Origin of the sequence: Parasphingorhabdus sp. (genome assembly GCF_039968395.1) — a bacterium.
Taxonomy (GTDB): Bacteria; Pseudomonadota; Alphaproteobacteria; order Sphingomonadales; family Sphingomonadaceae; genus Parasphingorhabdus.
In genome coordinates, this window is sequence record NZ_JBDVPV010000005.1 from 1,106,999 (window position 1) to 1,131,601 (window position 24,603).

Here is a 24,603-nt window from a genome sequence, read left to right on the forward strand (position 1 = left end):
AACCCGATGCCGTTTATCGAAATCAACCCCATCTTGGTCGAAATCGGCTGAATAAGTTACGTTTGTTACGATAGCCCCACTCTCGTGTTCTGAGGAGGGGTTTGATGAGCTTGACGAATATCGCCTTGAAATATCCGGCGGCTATTGCTGCAGCGCTCGCGCTGATAGCGCTGATCGGACTGGTGTCTGCATTCAGTACCCCGATCCAGCTTTTCCCAAATATCGAACGACCGAGCCTGACCGTACAGGCCAACTGGCGCGCCGCCAGTCCCAAGGAAATTGAATCCGAAATCACGATTCCGATTGAACAGGAATTGCGCGGGCTACCAGGACTGTCATCGGTTCAGTCCTGGTCCAACAATGGCAATGTCTGGCTTAACCTTGAATTTGCCCTGGGCACCAACATGGACAAGGCCTTTGCGGAAGTATCCAGTCGGGTTCAACGCGTTCGAAATTGGCCGCTGGATGCAGATCGACCTTCGGTAGGCGGTGCCAACGGCGATCAGGGGGAATCGCTGATCTACCTGTTCCTGCAGGCTCTTCCGGACAGTAATATGGATGCTGAGGCACTGGCCCGATTTTCCCGGGATACAATCATTCCCAAAATTGAGTCCGTAGAGGGCGTGCAGGGTGTCAGCCTTGAAGCCCCGACCGGCGAGCGAATCTTGCGGATCAAATTTGATCCCTGGCGGATTGCCCAGCTCAATCTTACGATCGAAGAACTCGCCCGCGCGGTCGGACGGTTTCAGGATGTCGGCGGCGGCACGGTCGATGTCGGTCGGCGGGGCTATGCCTTGCGGTTTGAAGGGAATTTTACCGCAGATCAGATTGGCGACCTGACTGTTGCCCAGCGCGGCAACACGGTTATTCGCATGCGCGATGTCGCCGACATTAATGTAGGCCCTGACAAGGCGTTTGGCGTGACATATCAGAACGGCAACCCGGCCATCGGCATGCGGGTTATTCGGCAGCCCGGAAGCAATACACTCGATGCCATTGACGGTGTTCTGTCTGAAGTTGAGAGCTTTAACGAGAACGAACTCAATAGTGTCGGCGCCAGAATCGAGAAGAGCTTTGATCCGTCGGTATTCATCAAGCGCGCGCTTTCATTCCTCGGCGGCAATTTGCTGCTGGGAACGTTCCTCGCAGTGGGATTACTCTGGCTCTTCGTTAGAAAATGGCGCGCCACGCTGATCATTGCCGCGACGGTCCCGGTCTGCCTTCTCGCAACTCTTGCTGTTATCGGCATGACCGGAAGGACGATTAACGTGATTTCACTGGCCGGCCTCGCTTTTGCGACCGGAATGGTACTGGATGCCGCCATCGTGGTGATGGAAAATTTCGTCCGGTTGCGAAAACAGGGTCGATCTCCAGGCGAGGCAGCCGTTGAAGCGGTAACGCAAGTGTGGCCGGCACTGTTTGCGTCTACTGCAACGACTGTCGCGATCTTTATCCCGATCATGTTTATCGAAGATGTGGAAGGTCAATTGTTTGCGGATCTCGCATTGACGATCGCGATTTCAGTTGTAGCCAGTCTGATTGTCGCTGTCACCGTTCTCCCCGCTGCCGCCCGTCATTATGCCGGCACGTTGGATATGGAAGATAATGACAGCCGATGGGACGGCTATGCAGACCGCATATTCAGCCTCATCGACAGTGACAAAAAGCGGAAGATCTGGATTCCCTCCCTGATCATCGCACCCCTGGCAATATCGTGGCTGCTGTGGCCCCAAACCGACTATCTGCCCGACGTCAAACGTGATGCCGTCGATGCGTGGGTAGGATTGCCCTCCGGTGCGACACTGGAATCTGCCCGCACGGAAATTGCAGAAGAAGTCGTACAACGCCTCGATCCCTATTTGACCGGTGAAAAACAGCCGGAACTGCTGAACTATTATCTGTTTGTGAACCCTTGGGGCCTCAATACCGGAATCCGGATCAAGGATCAGTCTCGCATCGAAGAGATGACCGGCATCGTGAACAATGAAATACTTGCCGGCTTCCCGGACGTTCAGGCCTTTGCTCAGCAAGGCAGCCTGTTCGGAAATTTTGGCGGCAATGGTTCCATTGAACTCTATCTGCAGTCTGAAAACGATGAGTCGTTAAGAGAAGCCGCTCTGGTCGCCGTTGATGCAGTGCAGGCAGCCATTCCCGGCTCCATGGTTCGGCCAAACCCCGACCCTAATGTTGTTGTGCCTGAATTGCGGCTGACGCCCAATGATCGTCGCATCGCCGAACTCGGTATGACCCGGGATCAGGTAGGTCGCGCAATGCGGGCTTTTGGTGATGGCCTGTATCTTGGCGAATATGTATCGGACGGGGAACGGATGCGCGTTATCCTGCGCGGCCTGGAAGCCGCTGGACCGGAAGCCATTGAAGGGGCACCGCTGGTGACCCCCAATGGTGGCATTGTTCCCATGCGTGAAGTCGCCACCCTTCTCAGGGGTGTCGGCCCGACCCAGATCAGTCATGTTGATGGCCGAAAAACAGTCACGCTTAACATCAGCCCTCCCCCCGGAGTCGCTCTCGGTGAGGCACTGGAAAAAATCCAGACAGAGGCCGAGCCAGCCATATCTGCCGCACTGGAGACCGGTGATACGCTGCGCTATGGCGGTGATGCCGATGCGTTGCTCAAGGCAATCAAGTCACTCAGCACCAATTTCATACTGGCAGGCGCATTGTTGTTTGTCATCATGGCCTCCGTATTCCGGTCCGCCCGCGATGCTGCACTTGTGATAATCGCCCTGCCCCTTGCAACGGTCGGAGGTGTCATTGCCATCCAGATACTTAATCTGTTCAAGCCCACGCCGCTGGATTTGCTGGGCATGATCGGGTTCGTCATATTGCTCGGTATCGTGGTCAACAATGCCATCCTGCTGATGGCGCAGGCACGCGACAGCGAAGCCGAAGGCATGACACGTACAGAAGCTGCCAAGGCAGCGCTAAGGTTGAGACTTCGTCCGATACTGATGACCACTGGTACATCGGTCATGGGCATGCTTCCACTGGCTCTTGTCCCGGGGCCCGGCAGCGCGATTTATCGCGGTCTTGCGGTAATCATTGTCGGAGGCGTTCTGGTTTCCACAATCTTCACTCTGGTATTGCTGCCTGCGCTTATTCAGCTGGGATCTGCACGCAAGGATGTGCCGAATCAGCCAGATGAACCGCGTGGTCCCCGCAACACGCCCGAAAACAAACCCAAGCCAGAAACCCCCCGGCCGGACTTTGGTTCCGGTCCTGCATTGGAGCCCGCCGAATGAACCTTGCACTCCCTGAAGTTGTCCGTGAAAACCTGCGTTGGTTTTTAGTCGGCGGCGCGCTGTTGATTGCTGCGGCATTTTACTTTCTGGTCTTTGCAACGGACCCCGCAGAAGGTCAGCAGGGTGGACCGGGCCAAGGCGGTCCTCCGCCTGCAATCGTCAGCCTGACGGCGGTTGAACTGTCGGCAATCACACCGAATTTCACTGCTCCCGGGGATATTGTGGCTGACCGGGACTCTGTTGTCGCCGCCGAAGTTGCAGGCCGCATCCAGCGAACCTTGAACATTGGTGCGCGCGTGCGGCGCGGCACCGTTATCGCGGTCATCGATGATCGGGCAGCAAAGCTGGCCCGTGATCAGGCCAGAACAGAAATTGCGCGGCTGAAATCGGATTTAACCTATCAGAACCGACTGGTTGGCCGCCTGGAACAACTGCTCAAGGAAGAAGCGGAATCAGAAGCGTCACTGGATGAAGCCATTTCGTCTCGGGACCAGACACGCGCGCGCCTGGCTGCGGCACAGGTTGCACTGAACACTGCCAATTTCGACTTGTCACGTACGAGCATACGTGCACCGTTTGACGGACAGATGGTGGAACGTCGGATCGAAGTTGGCGAATATGCGACGCCTGGCCGCGAGATTGCCCGCATTGTCGGACGTCAGGGATCCGAAGCACGCGTTCGCATACCAATAGCCGCAGCCGGCTCACTTTCACCCGGCCAAGAAGTCACGATTATTGCAGATGGACAGGAACGAAAATCGCGTGTTCGCACCGTGATCGAAACCGGCGATGAGGTCAGTCGAACAATCGAGGTTCGTGCTCCCATGGGAACCCACAACATGAAAATGGGTAGCGCCATTTCGATTACAGTCCCAACGGGATTAGAGACGGAAGTGCTAACTGCACCACGCGATGCGCTGGTTCTGCGAGACAGTGGAATCTTCGTCTATGTTGTCGATATGAAGGAAAAAACAGCGAAGAAAGTGGATGTCGTAGTCGGTGAGCCGGATGGCGACAGGGTCGCGATTTCCGGACCGCTCAAGGCCGGCGACATGATCGTTGTTCGTGGCGGCGAACGTTTGCGGGATGGCCAGTCAGTCAGCTGGAAAGAAGACAAGAAGCCCGAAGAAAAATCCGATGGGAAACCCGAAGCTTCCTCCGACACATCGGCTGGATAGAACAGAATGAACCGTCATTTTTCATCTCTCGCCATCCTGATGTTGCTCTCTGCATGTGCCGTTCGTGGTGGTCCGGATCTGGATCAATCAACCATCCCGGCCGCTCCTGACGCATGGGCTGCAAGACCGGACTTGCAAGTCACTGCCAATGGGCCCGGCCAACCATCCGCATTCACCCAAAATGGCTGGGTCCGCGAATTTGGTGATGCGCGGCTCACAGATGCGATTGGAGAAGCTTTTGCCAATAATCGCAATTTGCAGTCGGTGCTGGCACAGCTTCGTGCTGCACGCGCGGCGATGCGGGTTTCTCGTGCAGACCTCTTCCCGAGAATTGATTTGTCCGGTTCCGCAACAGATGCAGAAAATTCGGCGACTGTTTACAATGGTGAACTGGCTGCCAGTTGGGAAGTCGATATCTGGGGTCGAAATCTTTCACTCGCGCGCGCCGGCAACGCCGATACCAGAGCTGCAGCGGCGGACTATGCCGCAGCCCGACAAGCGCTTGCCGCTGCGGTTACCCAGGCCTGGTACGACCGCAGCGCCGCGGGGATTTCACTCGACCTCGCAACAGATGACCTCGATCGGCGAAAGGATACAAGGCGTATCACTGATGCACGTTTTCGTGCCGGGCTCGCCTCGCGACTCGATGTCCGATTGGCGCAAGTTGCTGTTTCGAATAGCGAAGACCGCCTGGAGGCTGCCAAACGAACCGCGCGCAATGCGGCCCGAGCGCTGGAAGTTTTAACCGGGCGATATCCATCTGGCGATGCAACCGGTGCCAATGATTTGATTGCACTGAATGCCCTGCCCAGTCTGGCGGCACCTGTTTCCGTCCTTGCCGGACGGCCCGACCTGATTGCCGCTGAAGCACGAGTGGATGCAGCAGGATTGCGGGCAACCGATGCCCGGCACGCGATGTTCCCGCAGCTCACTCTCCAGTTCAACGCCACCACTCAGTCGGGAAGAATTGGCGATCTGTTTGATCCCGGCACCTATATTGATGCGATAACCGGAGGATTGCTCCAACCGCTGTTTCGCGGTGGTGCACTGCTCGCCGAGGCCGAGAGACAGGGTGAACAGGCCCGGTCAGCTCTATTTACATATGCCCAGCTGGCTCTGACTGCTTTTCAGGAAGTCGAAGACCGGATTGATGCAGAAGCAACGCTTGAACGGCAAGTTACCGCAACCGCCACCGCCGCAGAAGAAGCCCGCACCGCAGTTGGTTTGACGCGCAGTCGCTACATAAATGGTCGTTCAACCATATTCGATCTGATCAATGCGCAGACAACTGCCATTGCAGCCGAAACCCGAGCCATCGAGGCGCGCCGGGCCCGCATCGAAAATCGCGTCAACCTGCATCTTGCAATGGGGGATGAACCTCTACCAGCCGGTCCGCTGCAACTCGCCGCAGGATCTCAATAGATATTAGAGACCTAGCGATCCCGGATTCATCAAATTCTTCGGATCCAGTGTCTTTTTGAGTGTCTGCAACAACTCGTCTGCCGCCGGATCGAGACTTTCACGATATTTATAGGTGCGCCCAATTTGCATGTGCGCGGCCCCATGTTCGAGGAACAGCTCGACCAGCGCCGTTTTCATCTGATTAGCGAAAGTACGAGCTTCCGGATTGGCATCAAGTGTCGGCAGTTTTGCGAAATGAGACGGTTCCATTGAAGCTGCATGGACTGGATTGGATGCATCCGGCCAATAAAGACAAGGCTCGATAATGGCTCCCGATCCGCTCACCGCCGAAACAAGGGTTCCGGTAAATATCCCGAGACGATCCATTTCCTCACGATGTGTATCGAACAATGCAACTATGGCATCGTAACAATCAACGGCTTTCGAATGCGGGAGCAATCCGTGGACAGGCGCCCAGCGCTCGCCATCTGGACCGAGCATGCCGTTCAACGGACCAAACGGATTGGCCCGAATGATCTTAGGAATGGTGTTGTCGGTTTCCGTCGCGCCATGGGCCATCGCGATCGCGCGAGCGCGTTTGAGGTCTTCGTCAGCCGCCGCCTGAATACGTCCTTCGGTCAGGACGTGGAGCGAAAATTTCGCTTCATCCAGAAAATCACGGCCCGCTGCGACGACCTTTGCGCCCTCTTTGATAGCGCCCCAGACAGAGCCCTGTTTTTTCATCATTTTGCCCAGTGCTTTGGCATCGCTGCCCAGGCTTTCGCGTTGCATGCGGATCGCATTCAGTTTCGGATCAAAGCCGAAGCATTCTGTCGTCACACCGGATCGCTCAATTGCTCCCATGGCCGCCAACGTGTCTTCATGTGTCTCGAACGAAAAACTGGCATAACCATGTGCTTCCGCTTCCGGAATCAAACGCAGGGTAATCGTCGCCTTCATCCCCAAAGCCCCGGTATCTCCGAGGAACAGACCGGTCAGATCAGGACCGTAAGGGCGAGTGAATTCCTTGCCTGTTTTAAGCAAGGTTCCATCAGCCAGGGCAATTTCCATGGCAATACAGCTTTGCGCTGCTGTTCCATAACGACCGGACCCCCAGAACAGGCAGTTTTGACTCATGCCTCCGCCAATGGATGCTTTCAGTCCGGACAATGTCCCCCAGAACGGCGTGCGCAATTTCAGCGGAGCGAGTGCTTCGTAGAGCTTTGCCCAGGTACAGCCAGCTTCCACCGTAACAGTCATGTCGGTCTCATTAATATCCAGAACGCGGTCCATGGCGCCGAGATCAAACAGGACGGCACCTGGCTCGTCGGTCACATATCCACCGGTATAACTCATACCGCCACCACGCGGGATAACGACTTTATCATGAGATGTCGCAGCAGCGATCGCGGCGGCAAGCTCCATTTTATCTTTCGGTCGGACCACGCAAAGCAGATCTGCCCCGCGCGAATAGACATCATGACCAAAGAAATCGAGCGATTCCGGATCGGTGAGTACTTCCGCTCCGCTCTCCGCGATATAATCGATCGCGGTCATGTTTGGCCTGGTTGCCATAATCTATTCTCCCATCTGGATCGGAATATGTCAGATCCGGGTCTTCGTGTCAGAAAGGAAGGCGCATTCGCTCTGAACCGCCTTCCCTGTCTCTATATTTGTTCGCTTTGACTGCGCTTATCAGAATTCAAACCGTCCCTTGATCAGGAATGACCGTGGAGGGTTCAGATAGCTGAAATTCGCCAGCGTTGATTCAACAGCCTCTTGGTCAAAGCAGTTTTTGCATTCGGCAGTCAGCGACCAACCGGCTTCACTTTTCAAAGCAATGCCCGCATTTACGATCCAGCGATCTTCTGAAAAGGAACCAGTGATAACATTACCATTGCCCTGCGTGTTGGATGGGAAAACCGCTCCGCTCAAACCTGTCACGGGCTGGTCGAACAGTGTCACCTGGCTTGTACCTGTTTCACTGCTGCTGCGCCAGTTGGCGTTGACGGAGGGAACCAAAGAAAGTCCCCCACCCATTTCCGCCGTATAGCTGCCGCCGATCGCAACCGTCCAGTCAGGCGTGCGGACGGGTTCTGCAATCGACCCATCGGGTGCAACAATACCGACACCACAAGAAGCGGCTGTATCCCCTCCTGCGACATTTGGGATCAATCCCGCTGCCAGTTGCGCCTGACAGGCAGCCTGCTGCGCATTAACAGATTGCACGCCAAACGGATCGAGTGCCGGTGCATTGCGGTTAATACGGTAGTTGTCATCCTGATATCCGACTGAGGCAAATATATTCAGACCATCAACGGGCGCGGTGTTCAATTCGAATTCCAGGCCGCGGTTTCGATAATCGGCGAAGTTTCGAGTAATGAAGGCCAGGGAGCCATCGGGCCGTATGAATGCCGATGGTGTTTGCAGTCCGCCTACATCCAGCTGGAAAGCAGTTACGTTCAAGCGCACCCGCCGGTCGAGAAATTCCGATTTAAAGCCCGCTTCATAACTCCAGGCGGTTTCCGGCCCGAATGGCAGCAATTCGCTCGGCGAAGTGCCGCGCGCATTCCAGCCGCCCGATTTAAACCCACGTGTTGCGGAAGCAAAAACCAGAATATCGTCTGTGACGCTATAGTTGATCGCAAATCTTGGTGTCCAGATTTTCACATTCTGGGTCTGCGGAATTGTGCTCCCATTATTCGCAACAAGATTGGCACTGTCGATACAAGTACTTGGTCCAAACTGGAACGGCCCGAAACATGTATTCTGTCCCATGGCATTCGTCCCCACAACAGGTCGATTGTCCCGAACAGCAAATGTTTTCTCTTCGTCCGTATATCGAATGCCCGCTGTTACTTTCAGCTGATCCGTGACATTTACGTCAGCCTGCAGATACCCTGCCCATGCGGTCGTTTCGTTGCGAATTTCCCGATCTGCCAGCACCAAAGGAAAACCAGCCGGCAAAGGCGGGAATGCAAGCGAGAAAATGTCTCCGAAATCGGTTCGGTTATTCTCGTCAAAATAGTAAACACCGCCGACAAAATCGATAAGCCCGTCGGCAATTGATCCATTGATCTTGATCTCTTGCGTGAACTGATCATGTTCACCCTGGTTGGCGATCGTGAAGCCACCATTGGTAAATCCAATCACAGGAGGAATTGGGGAGGACGTGCTTGGCAACCCTCGGCCATCCGCAAAATCCAATCCGAAATTCTGGCTAAGGTCAATAAACCCGGTAATCAGGTTGACCGTGAAGTCTCCCAGTCCGATTTCCAGATTTGATGAGACGAAATCCATCGTCACATCATTGCCCAGTCCGAAATTGCTTTTTGGACCAGTCAATATGCCGTTGAAATTGCCATCTTTGGACAAGCCGGTCGTGACAAACCGTCCACTACAATTTGCTGGATTGGCCGGATCACAATCAAAGTTCAGCGTGTTGCCGGAACTGGCATCCGTATGCATGTACGAACCGGTCCAACGCACATTGTCGGAAAGTTCACCGCGAACCCCAAGACGGAGACCCCAGCCGTCATTTTCGTTAATCCGCTCACCCGTCGTCGTATTCTGGGCATAGCCCTGATCATCTTGAAAATAGCCAGATACCTTGATTGCGAAGCTATCCGCCAACGGGATATCCACAGAAGCACGCGTCATGTAGCGTTCATAGCTGCCATAGCCCGCTTCGACATAACCGGCGAACTCGTCACCCGGCTCTTTCAGGATGACATTGATCGCACCTCCCGTCGTGTTCCGGCCGAACAACGTGCCCTGCGGACCGCGGAGCACTTCGAGGCGTTCGATATCAAAGAACGAAAGATTGTTTGCGTTCTGTCGAGACATATAGATATCATCGACATAGGTTCCGATCGGCGGATCAAAGGTCGCGATTGACTCGGTATTGCCTACGCCGCGCAAGAAATAGGAATTCGCTGTGCCAAGGCCTGTATTGTTTAAGCCAACGAGGTTTGGAACAAACTGCGTAACCTCGAGTGCGTTGGAAACGCCGCGAGTTTCGAGTTCTTCGGCAGAGAAGGCGGAAATTGCGATCGGGATATCCTGCACACTCTCTTCGCGACGCTGAGCGGTCACAACGATGATGTTCAATCCCCCAGACTGTGCAGTCTCTTGATCCTGCTCTTCTTGAGCCAGGACCGGTGTGCTGATGAGCCCCGACAAAGCCAAGCCGAATATGGCACCAGTTTTCAAACCTGTTTTTCGCGAAATCATTATTTTCTCCCTGTCGCTGCCGCTTCCCATGGTTACGAATAACCTGAATAGCCATTTGTCCAGACAAATATCCACTCTGACTTTCGCTAATCTTCTTCATCAGCCGATAGCCAACAACCAATATGACAAATGATACAACCAATATGTGATTTCAGTACCGTTATGGCTTTTCAGCCACAGTTGCTCCTCGCCATTTCTGCATTCCAATAACCGACCGACAGGCGGCCAATAGCTCGTTCTTCAAGCTCTGAGCCGCCGGCTGTAAAACCGAGTTGCGACGATAAGTCAGATAGGCGTTGCGGCTATTGGAGAAAGGGGAATGTTCAATCGCGAAATATTGATCCCGTTCGGGAAACGTTGCGACCAGTTCCTTGGCCATTAGCATGATGCAATCGCTCTGAAGCAAGGTTGATTTCGCCAGAATGACAGAATCAATATCGACATATTTATCTGGTGGAGCCAATCCTGCTGCGAGGAAAATATTGCAGATCCGCTGCCATTGTTCCTTGAGCTGCATCGAAGCCAACCAGGTTTGCGATGCAAGATCTTCAAGCGTCAGGTCCGCTTTGCTGGCCAGCGGGTGATCGCCGCGCATCATGATCACGTCCCGGTCTTCAAACAGTTCCTGGGTTTCCAGTGCGTCATCTATAACCATATCTTCAGGTGGTGCGCTGGCGACAAACTCAACGTCACCCTGAAGCAGCTTTTGATGCAGGGTCTTGGAATCCCCAGAGGTAATGCTCAGCGTGATTCCCGGCTGGCGCTCGCTAAATCGGTTGATCAGCAATGGTGCGATACGGGTCAGAAAAGACCAGCCCAAACCAATCCTCACATAGCCGCGGTCCGCCCCCCGCAAAGCGCTGATCTCTGCAGCAGCTAGTCGAGTCTCTGCCGTGATAACCTTTGCGCGGCGAGCCAGTGCATGACCAAAGCTGGTAGGTTCGGCCCCATATGCCCCCCGCTCAAAGAGCCTGACCGCCAGTCCCTCTTCGAGTTTCGCCACGCTTTTGGATACAGCTTGCTGGCTGACATTATTACTGGTCGCTGCGCGCGAAAAACTGCCAGTGTCATAAACCGAGAGAAAATGCTGCAGTTTTTGGGGGTCCATGGTTGGCTTGATGAAGCGCTGACGCAAGTCCGGATCTTTCAATGCTGATCTCCCGAGTAACACACATACAATCAGTGGATGTGTAAAAGTAATTATTGGTTGTTATTCGATCATTACCAATTGATCTACCGCTAACAAAGAAAATAGTCGGATGAAGGCAAGACAGTTGTCGGATAAAAAAACGCAGTTGCTGGCGGGAATCATGCCAGGCATGCTGAAACACGAAGGAAAATGGGAAGGTGTGTACCGCCACATCGACACCGAAAACCGGGAAGTCGATCGCCATCAGGCGCTGGTAGAATGCATATTCCCTGCTGAAGGACCGTTCGCCTATATCCAGAAAAACATATTCACCTGGGATGACGGACGCGAGTATCGCTCCACGCTGAACGGCGTATTGCGTGAAGGCAAATTATGGTGGGATAATGAGAATTTTAACGGATGTGGATGGGAAACGGATTTTGGACTTGTGCTCCTCAATCTCGACCGAAAAGATGATCCCGATGCCAATTTCTATGAAATAATCTGCCTGGGAGATGATGGCAACCATCGCTCCAGAACCTGGCATTGGTTCAAACATGGCAAATTGTTCAAACGGACGCTATGCGATGAACATCGTGTCGCTCCGATCATGAAGGATGATGACTGACATGATTTCAAGACGGCAATTGATGACTGGCACCTCCAGCCTGTCCGCCGCTGCATTGCTTGGAATGACTTCCAAAACAAGCGCGAAATCTCCGAGAACTACCGAACGGGCTGCAATACAGAATTTCGTGCTGGTCCATGGCGCATGGCACGGTGGCTGGTGCTGGCGCGATGTGACGTCAGGGCTGCGTGCAAAGGGACATAATGTGTTCACGCCAACTCTGACCGGACTGGGTGAGCGATCGCATCTGCTGACCCCGGAAGTTGGTTTGCAAACCCATATTGACGACATTCTGTCCGTGATCCGTTTTAATGATCTGGAAGATGTTATTCTGATTGGCCACAGCTATGGCGGCATGGTGATTACCGGCGTTGCCGATGCCTTGCGCGAGAAACTGCAACATGTCGTATATCTGGACGCCGCCCTGCCCCATGACGGTGAAACGATGATCTCTCAAGGTCCCGTGCGCGCACCGGAAGCGTTGAAGGCCGCCGAAAACCAGCTTCGAACACTTGCCCCCGACGGTATTGGGATGAACACTTTCCCTCCGGAGTTTCTCGGCATCCCCAAAGACCATCCTGGCCATGATTGGGTGGCACGGCATATGACGCCGCATCCGCTAAAAACCTGGTTTGATCCGATTAAGCTGAAAAACGGCGGTTCAGATGGACTTGCTCGTACCTATATTCACTGCAATGATCCTGTCTTGCCTGGTACCAGCTTCGCATTTCATTCTGCCCGGACGGGATCGGATCCAAGCTGGAACAGCCTCACTCTGGCAACCGGACATGATGCCATGGTGACGCGGCCTGGCGAATTGTCCGAAATTCTATTGTCACTGTAATCAGCCGAAAATCGAGCGGTCTAGAATTGTATTTTTCCGGCAAGAATAGCTTCATGCTGATCGGACTCGAGAGGCTGATAAGCCTTGACTGTTGAGGAGAAAAACCAGATTTGATCCTCGATCTGACCGACATCGAAACCATCTTTCACCAGATCGACTTTCCGATATTTGAAAGTCCCGGTAGTTTCGGCCTCAGGCTGCTGACGGAGAAATACCGGAATGGCATAAGGTGGCAGATTTTGAGACAGATAGGCGTGCAAACCCGCAATTTCAAAGCCTTCCCCAATTGTTAGCGACGCCATGCCGGCCTTGCCGTCGGTGCCCGGAATAGGGACCCCGTAGACGTTGGCCGTTTTTACTCCGGGAAATTGCGAGAGAGCTTCCGCCACTTCATTGGTGGCCACATTTTCACCCTTCCAGCGGAACGTGTCGCCAATGCGGTCGTTAAAATAGATGTAGCCGGCCTTGTCCTTGCTCATCAAATCACCGCTGCGGAACCAGGCATCGCCTTTTTCGAAGACATCGCGCAAGATTTTCTTCTCGGTTGCGGCCTTGTCATGATAACCGGAGAAATCCGACGGCCCCGTATCATCTATCTTGCCCAGCAATTCGCCGGGCTCGTCCAGCGCTGCCGGAATACAATATCCATCATCGCCCCGAACCGGCTCTTCCGAGACAACATCAAATTTCACAATCCGGACATCACCAAATTTGCCTTCAAGATATTTCGGAATGCGGCCGACAGCACCGATTTTCCCGTCAAAATTCATCAGAAAAACATTGCCTTCGGTTGATCCATAAATTTCCAGCATGTGTCCAACCTGAAACCGGTCGACAAATTTCTGCCAGATATCAGGGCGCAAACCATTGCCAATTCCAATACGAATATTGTGCGCCTGTTGCTTCGGGTGATCCGGCTGATTGAGCAAATAGCGACAAAGCTCGCCAATATAGACAATCACTGTTGCTTGATGATCTGCAGCATCATCCCAGTAGTGTGATGCCGAAAACTTGGTACGCAATATCGTTGCTGCTCCGCTGAGCAATGCGCCGCCCAGTCCCAGAAAACCGCCGGTGACATGATAAAGCGGCAAGACGTTATATACGCGATCTTCGGGTGTAAGGTCACAGGTGGAAATAGCGATCCGGAAACTTCTGCGCGCACGGACATGAGAAATGCGCGCAGCCTTTGGCAATCCCGTTGTTCCCGAAGTATAGACATAGAAAATCAAATCGCGTCCGATCAGTTCCGACCGTTGTTCTTTGCCGGGACGATTGTCGGACAGTGCCCCGAGTGCCGCGTTCAGATTTTGACCTGCAGCACCGTCCCAATCCCAGAGTACCGGATCGCCATCGAGTTGATCGGCAATGTTACGGACGCGATCGGCAATTTTCGAACTCGCAATAACGGCTTTGACAGCACCTATGTTTACGCAGTGGGCAAGCCCGTTGCCTTCGAGATTGTTGTTGATCAACGCAGAGATCACGCCAACTTTGGACAAGCCAAACCATGTTGCCACGAAATCCGGGCAATTTTCCATGTAGATTGCGACCGCATCACCTGCTTTGAAACCTTGTGCTAGCGCCCAATGGGCGATCCGGTTCGCGCGCGCGTCAAATTCTGCATAGGTTTGGGATTGACCTTCGAACCAGAATACAACCCTGTCGCGATGCGCATCGACGCTGGCCTCGATATCATCAGTCAGCAAGGTGGACGACGTCAGGTCAATGCCATCCATATTGCCCATCAGACGTTTCAGCGACCGCGTAAATCCAATTTCCCGTTTGATTACACTGAGTAGACCCACGCAGACATCCCCTTTTGAACAATCGTGATTCCGGTTCTAACCCTGATTCGGATATGTCGCAATTCCCGAGTTTGTCACTTGTGGTTCGGCAGAGAAGGTGATTGAACGGCGGGATAACAAAAAGAGGGATCCTTTATGTACACAATCCACGGCGCACTGGGTTCTCCCTATTCCATGAAGATGCGCGCCTTGATGCGCTATCGCCGGATCGTGCATATCTGGAACCATGGGATGGTTGCTCAGAGCGCGGCTCTCGCAAAGGTGAAAGCACCAGTTATCCCGGTCATCGAGTATCCCGACGGCAGTTTTCACAATGATTCGACACCGATTGTCTATGATCTGGAATCCCGTCACGTCGGTCGGAGCGTCATTCCTCCCGATCCTGCGCGCGCATTTCTGTCTCATTTACTCGAAGATTTTGCCGATGAATGGCTGACCAAGGCGATGTTTGGCTATCGCTGGCTGGAGAACGTCGATCAGCTCCAGATGAGCCGGTGGCTGGCATTTGATGCTGCCAAAGGCGGGGGGCGTGAAACCAGCGAAGCCTTTGCTGAACAGTTTCGCAGTCGGCAGGTCGGGCGGATGGCAATAGTTGGCTGCACAGCCGAGAATTTTCCGCTGATCGAAGCGTCAACCCGAGCTGTCCTGCAGGCACTCGAAGATCATGTCGGTGACAGGTTTTGTCTGTTCGGAACCCGGCCGTCGCTGGCCGAATTCGGGATTTACGGGCAATTGTCCCAACTGGGCGTCGATCCCACTCCGCAGGCCATGATGCGGGCAGATTTTCCTTATAGCTTCCGCTGGCTACTTCATATCGACGACATGTCAGGTATCGAAGGAGAATGGGATGACCCGTCTACTCCGCTTGCCCCGGTTGTGAACTTGTTGCTGAAGCAGGTGGGATTGATCTACGGCCCCTTCCTCCTCGCAAATGCCGCTGCTCTGGAAAAAGGTGAAGAGACCTTTTCCCTTGAAATAAACGGTATGCCTTACTCGCAAGGCACATTCAAATATCAGGTCAAATGTCTTGCAGACCTGCGCCAGCGATACGCCGCATTGGATGACAAGACGCGCGCTGATCTTGACCCGCTGCTTTCAGAGTGTGATTGTCTGGACTTTCTCACTTCCGTGTGACCTTTGAACTGGTCCGGTTTCGCAAGAAAAATGGAGCGGGCGAAGAGATTCGAACTCTCGACCCCAACCTTGGCAAGGTTGTGCTCTACCCCTGAGCTACGCCCGCTCGGCGCTGCTGTGACCTCGGGTAATTACGTCGTCGTCATCAGCAGTTGAGGCGCGCGGTTAGCATGGGTTATACACCCCGACAAGCCCCATTTTCATATCGCTAGCAACTAAAAGTAAAAATATGCTTGGCTTTGCTGCCCCCATCCCCACATAAAGCCTTGAGACAAGGGCAATCAGGGCGTGATTCCGTCATGGACCATAACCCCTGAAAGATGTTTACAGGAGCATGAATTGGCTACAGCAGGACTTACCGTAGACGAGCAGCAGGCGGTTGCAGAATTTCAGCAATCCGTCGTGGCTCCCAGCATGGACAAGCTGGTTATCCTCGATTTCTGGGCAGAATGGTGCGGTCCGTGCAAGACGCTGACACCGGTTCTGGAAAAAGTGGCGGCGCAATATGCCGACAAGGGCGTTATACTGGCCAAAGTGAATGTGGATGAGAACAAGTTCATCGCATCCCAGTTTCAGGTTCAGTCCATCCCCACAGTCTACGCAATATTTCAGGGAAAACCCGTCGCCGATCTTACCAGCGCAAGAACCGAGAGCCAGTTGTCGGGTGCTCTGGATCAATTGCTCGAAAAACTGCCCGTCGGCGAAGGTGGCGAACAGCCTCAGCAGGATATTGCCCCGTTGCTGGCAATGGGCGAAGAAGTCCTGGTTGAAGGAGACGGCGAACGTGCAGCCGGAATATTCGCACAAATAGCGGATATGGCACCAGACAATGTCGATGCGGTTGGCGGACTTATCCGATCTCTGGTCATGGCCGGGCATTTGGAACAAGCAGAAAAAGCCCTGTCCGATTTGCCGGATGAGATTTCAGGCAATCCCGCAATCGAACGTGCACGGTCAACCCTGCAACTGGCGAAAGACAAGCCGGATGACAGCGCGCTCGAAGGACTGCGGGCCGCTATTGATGCCAATCCAAAAGACCATCAGGCTAGACTGGATCTGGCGAGCGCCTTGATCGCATCGGGCGATCATGACGGTGCTGCCGATCATCTGTTGAGCATCATCGCTGCAGACAAGGACTGGAATGATGGCGCAGCGCGTGAAAAGCTGCTTTCGATGTTTGAGATGATTGGTCTGGAAGACGACTGGGTTTCTGCGACCCGGCGCAAATTATCGGCGGTATTGTTCGGATAGCATGACACAGGGCGTTCGAATCTCGATTTTTCCTTTGGCCGGCGCATTGCTGTTTCCCGGCATGCACCTGCCCCTGCACATTTTTGAAGAGCGCTACCGGGCGCTGATCAATGATGCAATGGCGCGCGACCGCCAGATTGGCATGATCCAGCCCAAAACATCCGGTGATGTACCAGAATTGTTCACGGTGGGCTGCCTGGGCAAAATCATCGATATCGAAGCGATGGATGATGGCCGCTTCAACGTGGTCCTTGAAGGTGTCTCTCGATTTCGGGTCATCGAGGAGATTGACGCCACCACTGCTTTTCGCCAGGTGCGCGCCGAAGTCGAAGATAACAAGGAAGATGACGAGGTTCTCGCCAGTGCCGAACGGGCTGCGCTGGAAATCGAATCCCGCAAATTCGCAGAACTGCAGGGATATCAGGTTGACTGGGATTCCATCGGGCGGCTGGACGATACGTCGTTCGTCAACGGGATTGCACAAATTGCACCATTTGATGCGGCTTCCAAGCAAGCCTTGCTGGAAATTGACGGGCTATCCAACCGGTCCGAACTGATCATCCAGCTGCTCCAGTTTTTTGGTCGGCAGGATGGCGATGAAGGTCGTGTGACACTGCAGTGAGCAAAAACTCCGCCGCCGTTGATCCCAAACTATTGGAAATACTGGTCTGTCCTGTGACACGCACCAAAATGATCCATGATGAAGATGCGCAAGAGCTGATTTCGGAAGCCGCCGGCGTTGCCTATCCGATCAGAAATGGTGTACCGGTCATGCTGATTGAAGAAGCCCGGAAGCTTTAAAAGCTCGCCTTTAATCCATCGACCACAAACTGAATGGCCAGCGCCGCCAGAATCACGCCAAGCACCCGGGTGATGACGGTTTCCACTTTTTGCCCCATGATCTTCATCAGCGGTCCGGCAAGCAGCATGGAAAAAAGCATAACGATCAGGATAACCCCGACTGCAGCCAGAACCACCCATTGTTCCATTGCCGTTTCCGCACGACCGATGAAAAGCATGAGCGCAGCAATAGACCCGGGCCCGGCGATCATCGGCATTGCCATGGGGAAGATCGAAACATCTTCGATTTCAGGTGTATCTATTATTTCCTGTGCCCTGTCCTCTCGCCGTTCCGTGCGTTTTTCAAAGACCATTTCGAGCGCGATCACGAACAACATAATACCGCCAGCGATGCGGAAACTGTCGAGACTGACGCCAATGGCAGACAACAGCGCCTCGCCAAAGAAACCGAATACAAGCAGAATGATCGCGGAAACAAAAATCGCCCGGAAAGCCATGGCCCGACGTTGGGCCGCTGTGGCTTCCGTCGTCATGCTCGCATAAATTGCCGCACAGCCAGGAGGATCGATCGCCACAAAAAAAGTGATCAGTGCAGAGACAAACAGTTCAGTCATTTCTGCGCGATGCCAAATTCTTTGCTGACCACCTGACGCAGGCCTTCGCCATCCCAGAGGGAAACGCTCACAACCCGGTTACCGTCCGCTTTTTGTACGGCAGCCCAGTGGAAGCTGTTGTCGGTGGATTGATCACCAACCAGCTTTACGTTTTCCGCCACCGACCTGATCGCTGGTGCTGGGTCTCCGGAACAGGACGCTACTTCCGTTTCTACAAAATCAGGTTCGGGCAAAGGTTGATCAAGGGCTTCACCATGATCAAATACCCATTTCCACTCAACGTCTTTGCCTTTTAGCCGGCGTTCCCGGGCGTCCTGCTTTTCCCAGATAGTCACGAAATAGCCGGTATTTCCGTTCGCCGCCTGCCAGGCGCCCGTCGATACGCCCATGCTGCCATCGCAGGACATATGAATCTTGTGTGGTTGCCAGTCGACAGCCTGTTTCGGGTCCGCCTTGTCCTTCAGCCAGACTTGCGCGCTGGTCAGATCAGGCACGAACATGACCGCTTCTGCAGCGGCTGTTTCACGAAAGGCGGTCCATTGCCCTTCTTCCCGTGCGAGACGTGCAAAACTGAGTTCCGCCTTGACGATATCGCTGGGATTGGCAACCGGCTTGCCTCCGGCCCGCAAGAACCGTTCGCGATCCGAAGGACGACCACCACCGCTCGCACAGCTGGCGAGCAGCAGGGAGATTCCAAAAGCAGCAGCAATTTTTTTCATGGCCCTATAACCCTTCCGGTGTGGACAGTCCGGCACGCAGCGATGCCGCGACCAGAGTGTTGCGCAGCAAAACCGCGATCGTCATCGGGCCTACACCTCCAGGGACCGGAGTAATAGCCCGGACGTGACCCACGGCTTCCGAAGTTGCGACGTCTCCGACCAGTCGGCCTCTTTCTTTTCCCGGTTCCGGTGCAAGGCGGTTGATCCCGACATCAATGACAACTGCGCCTTTTTTCAGCCAATCACCTTTAACAATCTCGGCCCGCCCGACGGCAGCAACCACAATATCTGCCCGGCGCACGACCTCTGGCAAATCCCGGGTTCTGCTGTGAGCCATAGTGACTGTGCAATTTTCGGCCAGCAACAATTGCGCCATTGGTTTGCCTACCAATATGGAGCGACCAACCACAATTGCGTTGAGGCCAGACAGGTCACCCAACTGATCTTTGAGAAGCATCAGACTGCCCAGAGGTGTACAAGGCGTCAACGCCTCTTCCCCGTTGGCCAGCCGCCCGGCGTTGATCACGTGCAGACCATCCACGTCCTTGTCCGGGTCTATCGCCATCACGACTGCTTTTTCATCCAGATGATCCGGTAGCGGAAGCTGCACGAGGATACCGTCGACAGTTTCATCTGCATTCAGCTCTTCAACCAGCGAGATCAGATCGGCCTGATCCGTATCCGCCGGCAGACGATGCTCGAAGCTTTCCATGCCCGCAGCGATGGTCGCTTTGTGCTTCGAAGCGACATAAACCTGACTGGCGGGATCGTCACCTACCAGCACCACAGCGAGACCTGGTGCGCGCCCGGTCTGTTGTTGAAATTGGGGAACGGCCAGCCTGATGCGTTCCCGCAATTCTGCGGCGAAGCCTTTGCCATCAATAAGCCGTGCGCCGCTTTCCCCTTCCCCGCCGCTCATCTCAGGTCAGCAAAGCCATGGCGATGGGAGGAAGAATTGCATCCTGCAATATGATGATTCCGATAATGACAACCATCGGGGTCAAATCAATCGATCCGAAATCCGGCATGATCTTGCGTATGGGATTGTAAATCGGAGCGGTTAGCGCATCGAGAGTCGTCCAGATGGCGCGGGCAATATCATTCTGCAAGTTGATGACATTAAACGCCAAAAGCCAGCTCATGATGGCCTGCACAATGATGATCGTCAGTGCTACATTCAGCAATATGCCAATAATCTGAAAAATCGCAAAAACCATGAAACACAACCTTTTTTATCGTTGAAACGGCCCATAACCTTCCAGACCGCCGCTGCCAAGAAAACTATGACAGCTAATTAGTGTACCATCAATATAATACAGTTGGTCAGTTTCTGCAAGTTCAGGCTGGCCCGTCCTTGATCAAGGTCCCTGCCCCTTTGCTGGTAAAAATTTCCAACAGCATCGCATGCGGGATCCGGCCGTCGAGAACGACCGCCGCGTCCACACCATGTTCAACGGCTTTGACACAGGTTTCCAGTTTGGGGATCATACCGCCGGAGATTGTACCATCCTCTGACAGCGCGCTGATCGCTTCGGGGTCGAGGTCCGTCAAAAGCGTGCCTTGCTTGTCCAGCACCCCGGCGACATCGGTCAGCAGAAACAGCCGCGATGCCTTCAATGCGGCAGCGACGGCGCCCGCCATCGTGTCAGCATTGATATTATACGTATGTCCATCCGCACCCACACCAATGGGCGCGATCACCGGAATCATGCCGGCTGTCGAAATCGTGTCGATCACGCTGCGGTCGACCTTTTTCGGTTCACCGACGAAGCCGAGATCAATGATCCGCTCGATATTGCTGTCCGGATCGCGTGCTGTCCGGCGTAGCTTGGATGCCTGAACGAAGCCGCCATCCTTGCCGGATATGCCGATTGCGCTGCCGCCGGCCTGCTCTATCCAGCTGACCAGTTCTTTGTTGATCGCGCCCGACAGGACCATCTCTGCAATCTCGGCGGTTTCCTTGGTCGTCACACGCAAGCCGTCGACAAATTTCGATTCCACTCCGACGCGCTCGAGCATCGCACCAATTTGCGGACCACCGCCATGGACAACTACGGGATTTATCCCGACTGCTTTGAGCAAGACGACATCTTCCGCAAAATTTTTCGCCAGCGCAGGATCACCCATCGCGTGGCCGCCATATTTGACCACAAATGTCTTGCCCGCATAGCGTTGCAGATATGGCAGAGCCTCAGTCAGTGTCTCTGCTTTGGCGAGCATCGCCGGATCGGGCGCGTGAGTATCAGAATGTTCGGTCATGGCCGTCTTTCAGTCCAGCTGTGCGGGAAATGCAACATAATTGTGCAGATCACGGTTGATCAAGTGCATTCTCTTTCGACAATTCCCGGACCTTTTTAAGTGTCTTGGTCACATGACCTCTGGGGTCCTGCGCGCTGTGGACAAATGCAATTTTCTGATCCTGATCGATCACGTAGCTCGTACGATTTGCCAAGGCGAGTGTGGGCGCCATCCGGACCTGATAGCCATCCATGACCGATTCATCCGCCCGCGCCACCGCAAATTTGTCGCGGCACTCTGAAACTGAAAATTTCGCCAGCGTTTCCATGCTGTCACCGGACATGCCAATTACGGTCGCGCCAGCAGCTTCAAAATCCGCGCTCGCCTCGGCAAACATATTGGCTTCAATTGTACACCCTTCAGTAAACGCCTGCGGGAAGAAATACAGAACCACCGGTCCGCTTTTGAGCTGCTCGGACAGTTTCAAATCGAATTGTTTTCCGGCCAATGCTCCGGTTGTTTCGATATCCGGTGCCTGTGCTCCCGGTTCAAGCGGCTCTGCATTGTCGCTGCGCGACTGAAAGACATAGAGCGCGCCCGCAAGCAAAACAACTGACATGATGATGAGGATCCAGCGGTTCATGACTTGTCTTCGCCTTCCAGCAATGTTTTGAGCGCATATAGCTGTTCCAGTGCATCGCGCGGACTGAGTGCATCAATGTCAAGGTCGCTCAACGTTTCACGGAGCACATCCTCTTCGTTTTCCGGTTCAGCCAGACTGGCTGCAAACAGGGGCAGATCACCCAATCCAGCGGCCAGCCCTCCGGTTTCTGCTTTTCCTGCTTCCAGTTTTTCGAGCACCGATTTTGCCCGTTTCAATACCGGCTTTGGAATACCGGCCAGCTTCGCAACCGCCAATCCATAGCTGCGATCCGCAGGCCCCTTGGCAAGTTCGTGCAGCAGCACGAGATCTCCCTTCCACTCACGGGCCCGAACATGGTGGAGCGACAGGGCATCCAGCCGGTCGGCAAGGCGTGTCAATTCATGATAATGGGTCGCGAACAAACAGCGGCAGCGATTGGTTTCATGGACGGCTTCGACAACCGCCCAGGCCAGGGCAAGTCCGTCATAAGTTGACGTGCCGCGACCTACTTCGTCGAGGATGACAAAACTGCTTTCCGTGGCTTGAGACAATATCGTGGCTGTTTCCACCATTTCGACCATGAACGTGGAGCGTCCCTGTGCCAGATTGTCTGATGCCCCGACCCGGCTGAACAAGCGATCTACCAGGCTAAGTCTGGCGGATGCAGCCGGGACGAATCCTCCAGCCTGCGCGAGAATTACAATCAACGCGTTCTGCCGGAGAAATGTCGATTTACCACCCATGTTCGGGCCCGAGACCAGCCAGAGCCGTTCATCGTTGCGAAGCGCGCAGTCATTGGCGACAAAGGGATCACCGGTCGCGCTGAGCGCTGCCTCGACCACCGGATGGCGGCCACCGGTTATCTCCAGCACATTGCCGCTACAAAATTCCGGTCGACACCATTGCCCCTCAAAAGCGCGTTCAGCGAGCGCGGATCCAACATCGATACGCGCCAACGCATCAGCGCTCTCTCCAATCATCGTCTGACGCGCCAACACGCGCTCAACAAGATCCTCGAAATGCGCGGCTTCCGCTGCCAGAGCATGCGCGCCGGCTTGCGTGACCCTTAGCGCTTCCTCGTGAAGTTCGGTGGAATTGAAGCGAACGACCCCGGCCAGTGTTTGCCGGTGCGTAAAGCCCGAATTCTCGGTCATCAGGCTGTCACCGTGACGCGCCGGAACCTCAACAAAATATCCCAGCACTGCATTATGCTTGATCTTCAGCGTGTTGATACTGGTGACTTCCCGATATCGCGCTTCGAGCAAAGCAATAGCCTGGCGCCCGTCCGATCCGGCGCTCCGCAACTCGTCCAGAGCAGCATCGAAATCCTGAGCAATATAGCCGCCATTTGTCATTTCCGTGGGCGGAGTTTCGACGAGCGCGCGCGCCAGATGATCGACCAGTGCCCCGTGACCATCCAGCGCCGGAAGCAAGACATTCATCATGTCGGGCAAAGTCATGTCCTGAGACAATTGTTCACGCAATAAACGCGCGCCGTTCAAACCATCCCGTATTTGTCCAAGATCCCGGGGGCTACCCCGCCCCGCAGACAAACGACCGAGAGCACGACTGACATCCGGAAGCGATTTCAAGGCCAGCCGCACAGCATCCCGCACTGCAGGGTTGTCATGAAACCACTGTACCAGTCCGAGCCGCTGATTGATTTTGGATGTATCAAACAGCGGAGCGGCGAGATCACGAGACAGCAATCGCGCACCGCCCGGAGTTACGGTTCGGTCGATAACATCAAGAAGACTGCCCTTGCGTTCCCCGGCCAAAGTTCGCTCAATTTCAAGGCTTGCCCGGGTTGCACCGTCGATCAACAGATATTCGCCGGGATGACGTTGGACCGGCGGCTTCAGAAACGGCGTATCATCCTGCGCTGCATGCTCGACATAGCTGACAAGTCCGCCAGCAGCAGCCAGCTCCGCGCGGGAAAAATCTCCAAAACCGTCCAGAGTCGATACATCAAACAGCTGCATCAGACGCTTTTCGGATTTCAGGCTGTCAAAATCCTCCTTCGGCCATGTCGTGGATTGCTCGAGTTTATCAGCAAGATCAGGCATGCAGATAATTTCGGATGGCGCGAGACGGGACAGTTCCGCCAGCAATGCATCAGACGATATTTGCAACAGTTCGAAATCGCCTGTCGATATGTCAGCTGCAGCCAGACCGACCTGCCCCTGCACTTGGGAAACCGCAACCAGCACGTTGTCCGATCGGGCGTCGAGAAGCGTATCTTCGGTCAGCGTGCCAGCTGTAACAAACCTGATAATGTCACGGGCGACCAGCGCCTTGTAACCGCCGCGCTCTTTTGCTTCGGCCGGGGTTTCGGTCTGCTCCGCAATTGCAACCTTGAAACCGGCCCGGATCAGTTTGGCGAGGTAGGATTCCGCTGCATGCGCCGGAACCCCGCACATCGGAATGGCCTCACCTTCTTTTTTTCCGCGGCTGGTCAGCGCGATATCAAGCGCGGCCGACGCCAACTTCGCATCGTCATAGAATAGCTCGAAAAAATCGCCCATGCGGTAAAACAGCAGGCAATCCTCGGCTTTTTCCTTCAACGCGAAATATTGCTCCATCATTGGAGTCAATTTTGGCTTTGCGGCCTTTTTGGACCCTGTCTTCCCCGGTTTCGCCGCTTCGGGTTTGGGTTTCTGCTGAGTCCGTGTTGCCATGCCAGTGCGATAGCGGAGAGTCCGGTCCGGGAAAAGGGTCGTCG

General features: G+C 54.4%; 20 protein-coding genes and 1 tRNA gene. 9 read left to right on the plus strand and 12 right to left on the minus strand.

Features of this window, described 5'->3' with window-relative positions; genetic code table 11:
- Window positions 1–104 precede the first annotated feature (104 nt).
- From ABJI30_RS16035 to ABJI30_RS16045, 3 genes are read left to right on the plus strand one after another with little or no spacing between them, the layout of a single operon-like run.
- Window positions 105–3,260 (plus strand): efflux RND transporter permease subunit, encoded by a 3,156-nt coding sequence (locus tag ABJI30_RS16035; RefSeq protein ID WP_348017692.1) that lies wholly within the window; start codon window positions 105–107, stop codon window positions 3,258–3,260.
- Window positions 3,257–4,438, plus strand: a complete 1,182-nt coding sequence (locus ABJI30_RS16040) for an efflux RND transporter periplasmic adaptor subunit (protein WP_348017693.1) — start codon at window positions 3,257–3,259, stop codon at window positions 4,436–4,438. Before ABJI30_RS16035 ends, ABJI30_RS16040 begins: the two co-directional genes overlap by 4 nt.
- Before the next feature lie 6 nt (window positions 4,439–4,444).
- Window positions 4,445–5,860: an efflux transporter outer membrane subunit gene (locus ABJI30_RS16045; RefSeq protein ID WP_348017694.1), complete on the plus strand. Its 1,416-nt coding sequence runs from the start codon at window positions 4,445–4,447 to the stop codon at window positions 5,858–5,860.
- 3 nt (window positions 5,861–5,863) lie between these two features.
- Here ABJI30_RS16045 and ABJI30_RS16050 read toward each other — a convergent pair whose 3' ends face one another.
- From ABJI30_RS16050 to ABJI30_RS16060, 3 genes are all read right to left on the minus strand, one after another.
- The gene (locus ABJI30_RS16050) at window positions 5,864–7,414 is read right to left on the minus strand and encodes an FAD-binding oxidoreductase (protein WP_348017695.1); all 1,551 of its coding nucleotides are present in this window, start codon (window positions 7,412–7,414) and stop codon (window positions 5,864–5,866) included.
- 120 nt (window positions 7,415–7,534) lie between these two features.
- Window positions 7,535–10,072 (minus strand): TonB-dependent receptor, encoded by a 2,538-nt coding sequence (locus ABJI30_RS16055; RefSeq protein WP_348017696.1) that lies wholly within the window; start codon window positions 10,070–10,072, stop codon window positions 7,535–7,537.
- 160 nt (window positions 10,073–10,232) lie between these two features.
- Entirely contained in the window at window positions 10,233–11,222 is a 990-nt protein-coding gene (locus ABJI30_RS16060) for a LysR family transcriptional regulator (protein ID WP_348017697.1), read from the minus strand.
- A 124-nt stretch (window positions 11,223–11,346) separates the two neighbouring features.
- Here ABJI30_RS16060 and ABJI30_RS16065 point away from each other — a divergent pair, with 124 nt between their 5' ends.
- The gene (locus ABJI30_RS16065; protein WP_348017698.1) at window positions 11,347–11,829 is read left to right on the plus strand and encodes a hypothetical protein; all 483 of its coding nucleotides are present in this window, start codon (window positions 11,347–11,349) and stop codon (window positions 11,827–11,829) included.
- Between the two features lie 22 nt (window positions 11,830–11,851).
- Complete coding sequence (locus ABJI30_RS16070; protein ID WP_348017699.1) at window positions 11,852–12,673, plus strand: alpha/beta hydrolase; 822 nt, start codon at window positions 11,852–11,854, stop codon at window positions 12,671–12,673.
- A gap of 20 nt (window positions 12,674–12,693) precedes the next feature.
- On the opposite strand, the gene ABJI30_RS16075 is transcribed toward ABJI30_RS16070, so the two are convergent.
- A complete protein-coding gene (locus ABJI30_RS16075) occupies window positions 12,694–14,481 on the minus strand; it encodes a long-chain-acyl-CoA synthetase (protein ID WP_348017700.1) in 1,788 nt (595 codons plus the stop codon).
- A 135-nt stretch (window positions 14,482–14,616) separates the two neighbouring features.
- Here ABJI30_RS16075 and ABJI30_RS16080 point away from each other — a divergent pair, with 135 nt between their 5' ends.
- Window positions 14,617–15,615, plus strand: coding sequence for a glutathione S-transferase family protein (locus ABJI30_RS16080; RefSeq protein WP_348017701.1), 999 nt, complete (start codon window positions 14,617–14,619; stop codon window positions 15,613–15,615).
- Between the two features lie 31 nt (window positions 15,616–15,646).
- On the opposite strand, the gene ABJI30_RS16085 is transcribed toward ABJI30_RS16080, so the two are convergent.
- Window positions 15,647–15,721 (minus strand) — tRNA-Gly (locus ABJI30_RS16085).
- 233 nt (window positions 15,722–15,954) lie between these two features.
- Here ABJI30_RS16085 and ABJI30_RS16090 point away from each other — a divergent pair.
- Genes ABJI30_RS16090 through ABJI30_RS16100 form a run of 3 tightly spaced genes read left to right on the plus strand, consistent with a single transcriptional unit; the run spans window position 15,955 to window position 17,667 of the window.
- Window positions 15,955–16,866, plus strand: a complete 912-nt coding sequence (locus tag ABJI30_RS16090) for a tetratricopeptide repeat protein (protein ID WP_348017702.1) — start codon at window positions 15,955–15,957, stop codon at window positions 16,864–16,866.
- Window position 16,867: 1 nt separating this feature from the next.
- Window positions 16,868–17,488: an LON peptidase substrate-binding domain-containing protein gene (locus ABJI30_RS16095; protein WP_348017703.1), complete on the plus strand. Its 621-nt coding sequence runs from the start codon at window positions 16,868–16,870 to the stop codon at window positions 17,486–17,488.
- Window positions 17,485–17,667, plus strand: coding sequence for a Trm112 family protein (locus tag ABJI30_RS16100; RefSeq protein WP_348017704.1), 183 nt, complete (start codon window positions 17,485–17,487; stop codon window positions 17,665–17,667). The genes ABJI30_RS16095 and ABJI30_RS16100 overlap by 4 nt, the downstream gene beginning before the upstream one ends.
- On the opposite strand, the gene ABJI30_RS16105 is transcribed toward ABJI30_RS16100, so the two are convergent.
- From ABJI30_RS16105 to mutS, 7 genes are all read right to left on the minus strand, one after another.
- Window positions 17,664–18,281, minus strand: coding sequence for a MarC family protein (locus tag ABJI30_RS16105; RefSeq protein ID WP_348017705.1), 618 nt, complete (start codon window positions 18,279–18,281; stop codon window positions 17,664–17,666). The two genes, ABJI30_RS16100 and ABJI30_RS16105, sit on opposite strands and share 4 nt — an antisense overlap.
- Window positions 18,278–19,000 carry a hypothetical protein gene (locus ABJI30_RS16110; protein WP_348017706.1) on the minus strand — a complete coding sequence of 241 codons (723 nt, stop codon included), beginning with the start codon at window positions 18,998–19,000 and terminating at the stop codon, window positions 18,278–18,280. Before ABJI30_RS16110 ends, ABJI30_RS16105 begins: the two co-directional genes overlap by 4 nt.
- A 4-nt stretch (window positions 19,001–19,004) precedes the next feature.
- A complete protein-coding gene (gene folD, locus ABJI30_RS16115; RefSeq protein ID WP_348017707.1) occupies window positions 19,005–19,919 on the minus strand; it encodes a bifunctional methylenetetrahydrofolate dehydrogenase/methenyltetrahydrofolate cyclohydrolase FolD in 915 nt (304 codons plus the stop codon).
- Between the two features lies 1 nt (window position 19,920).
- Window positions 19,921–20,217 (minus strand): YggT family protein, encoded by a 297-nt coding sequence (locus tag ABJI30_RS16120; RefSeq protein ID WP_348017708.1) that lies wholly within the window; start codon window positions 20,215–20,217, stop codon window positions 19,921–19,923.
- A gap of 121 nt (window positions 20,218–20,338) precedes the next feature.
- Window positions 20,339–21,259, minus strand: coding sequence for an acetylglutamate kinase (gene argB / locus ABJI30_RS16125; RefSeq protein WP_348017709.1), 921 nt, complete (start codon window positions 21,257–21,259; stop codon window positions 20,339–20,341).
- Between the two features lie 49 nt (window positions 21,260–21,308).
- On the minus strand, window positions 21,309–21,881 hold the full coding sequence (locus ABJI30_RS16130) for a redoxin domain-containing protein (protein ID WP_348017710.1): 573 nt from the start codon (window positions 21,879–21,881) through the stop codon (window positions 21,309–21,311).
- Entirely contained in the window at window positions 21,878–24,466 is a 2,589-nt protein-coding gene (gene mutS / locus ABJI30_RS16135; RefSeq protein WP_348017845.1) for a DNA mismatch repair protein MutS, read from the minus strand. Before mutS ends, ABJI30_RS16130 begins: the two co-directional genes overlap by 4 nt.
- Window positions 24,467–24,603: the final 137 nt, after the last annotated feature.

Bases quoted from the DNA above. Each gene is read 5' to 3' on its own strand.
- ABJI30_RS16035 (WP_348017692.1), top strand. From the start codon at position 105: ATGAGCTTGACGAATATCGCCTTGAAATATCCGGCGGCTATTGCTGCA.
- ABJI30_RS16040 (WP_348017693.1), top strand. From the start codon at position 3,257: ATGAACCTTGCACTCCCTGAAGTTGTCCGTGAAAACCTGCGTTGGTTT.
- ABJI30_RS16045 (WP_348017694.1), top strand. From the start codon at position 4,445: ATGAACCGTCATTTTTCATCTCTCGCCATCCTGATGTTGCTCTCTGCA.
- ABJI30_RS16050 (WP_348017695.1), bottom strand. From the start codon at position 7,414: ATGGCAACCAGGCCAAACATGACCGCGATCGATTATATCGCGGAGAGC.
- ABJI30_RS16055 (WP_348017696.1), bottom strand. From the start codon at position 10,072: ATGATTTCGCGAAAAACAGGTTTGAAAACTGGTGCCATATTCGGCTTG.
- ABJI30_RS16070 (WP_348017699.1), top strand. From the start codon at position 11,852: ATGACTGGCACCTCCAGCCTGTCCGCCGCTGCATTGCTTGGAATGACT.
- ABJI30_RS16080 (WP_348017701.1), top strand. From the start codon at position 14,617: ATGTACACAATCCACGGCGCACTGGGTTCTCCCTATTCCATGAAGATG.
- ABJI30_RS16095 (WP_348017703.1), top strand. From the start codon at position 16,868: ATGACACAGGGCGTTCGAATCTCGATTTTTCCTTTGGCCGGCGCATTG.
- ABJI30_RS16105 (WP_348017705.1), bottom strand. From the start codon at position 18,281: ATGACTGAACTGTTTGTCTCTGCACTGATCACTTTTTTTGTGGCGATC.
- ABJI30_RS16110 (WP_348017706.1), bottom strand. From the start codon at position 19,000: ATGAAAAAAATTGCTGCTGCTTTTGGAATCTCCCTGCTGCTCGCCAGC.
- folD (WP_348017707.1), bottom strand. From the start codon at position 19,919: ATGAGCGGCGGGGAAGGGGAAAGCGGCGCACGGCTTATTGATGGCAAA.
- ABJI30_RS16120 (WP_348017708.1), bottom strand. From the start codon at position 20,217: ATGGTTTTTGCGATTTTTCAGATTATTGGCATATTGCTGAATGTAGCA.
- argB (WP_348017709.1), bottom strand. From the start codon at position 21,259: ATGACCGAACATTCTGATACTCACGCGCCCGATCCGGCGATGCTCGCC.
- ABJI30_RS16130 (WP_348017710.1), bottom strand. From the start codon at position 21,881: ATGAACCGCTGGATCCTCATCATCATGTCAGTTGTTTTGCTTGCGGGC.
- mutS (WP_348017845.1), bottom strand. From the start codon at position 24,466: ATGATGGAGCAATATTTCGCGTTGAAGGAAAAAGCCGAGGATTGCCTG.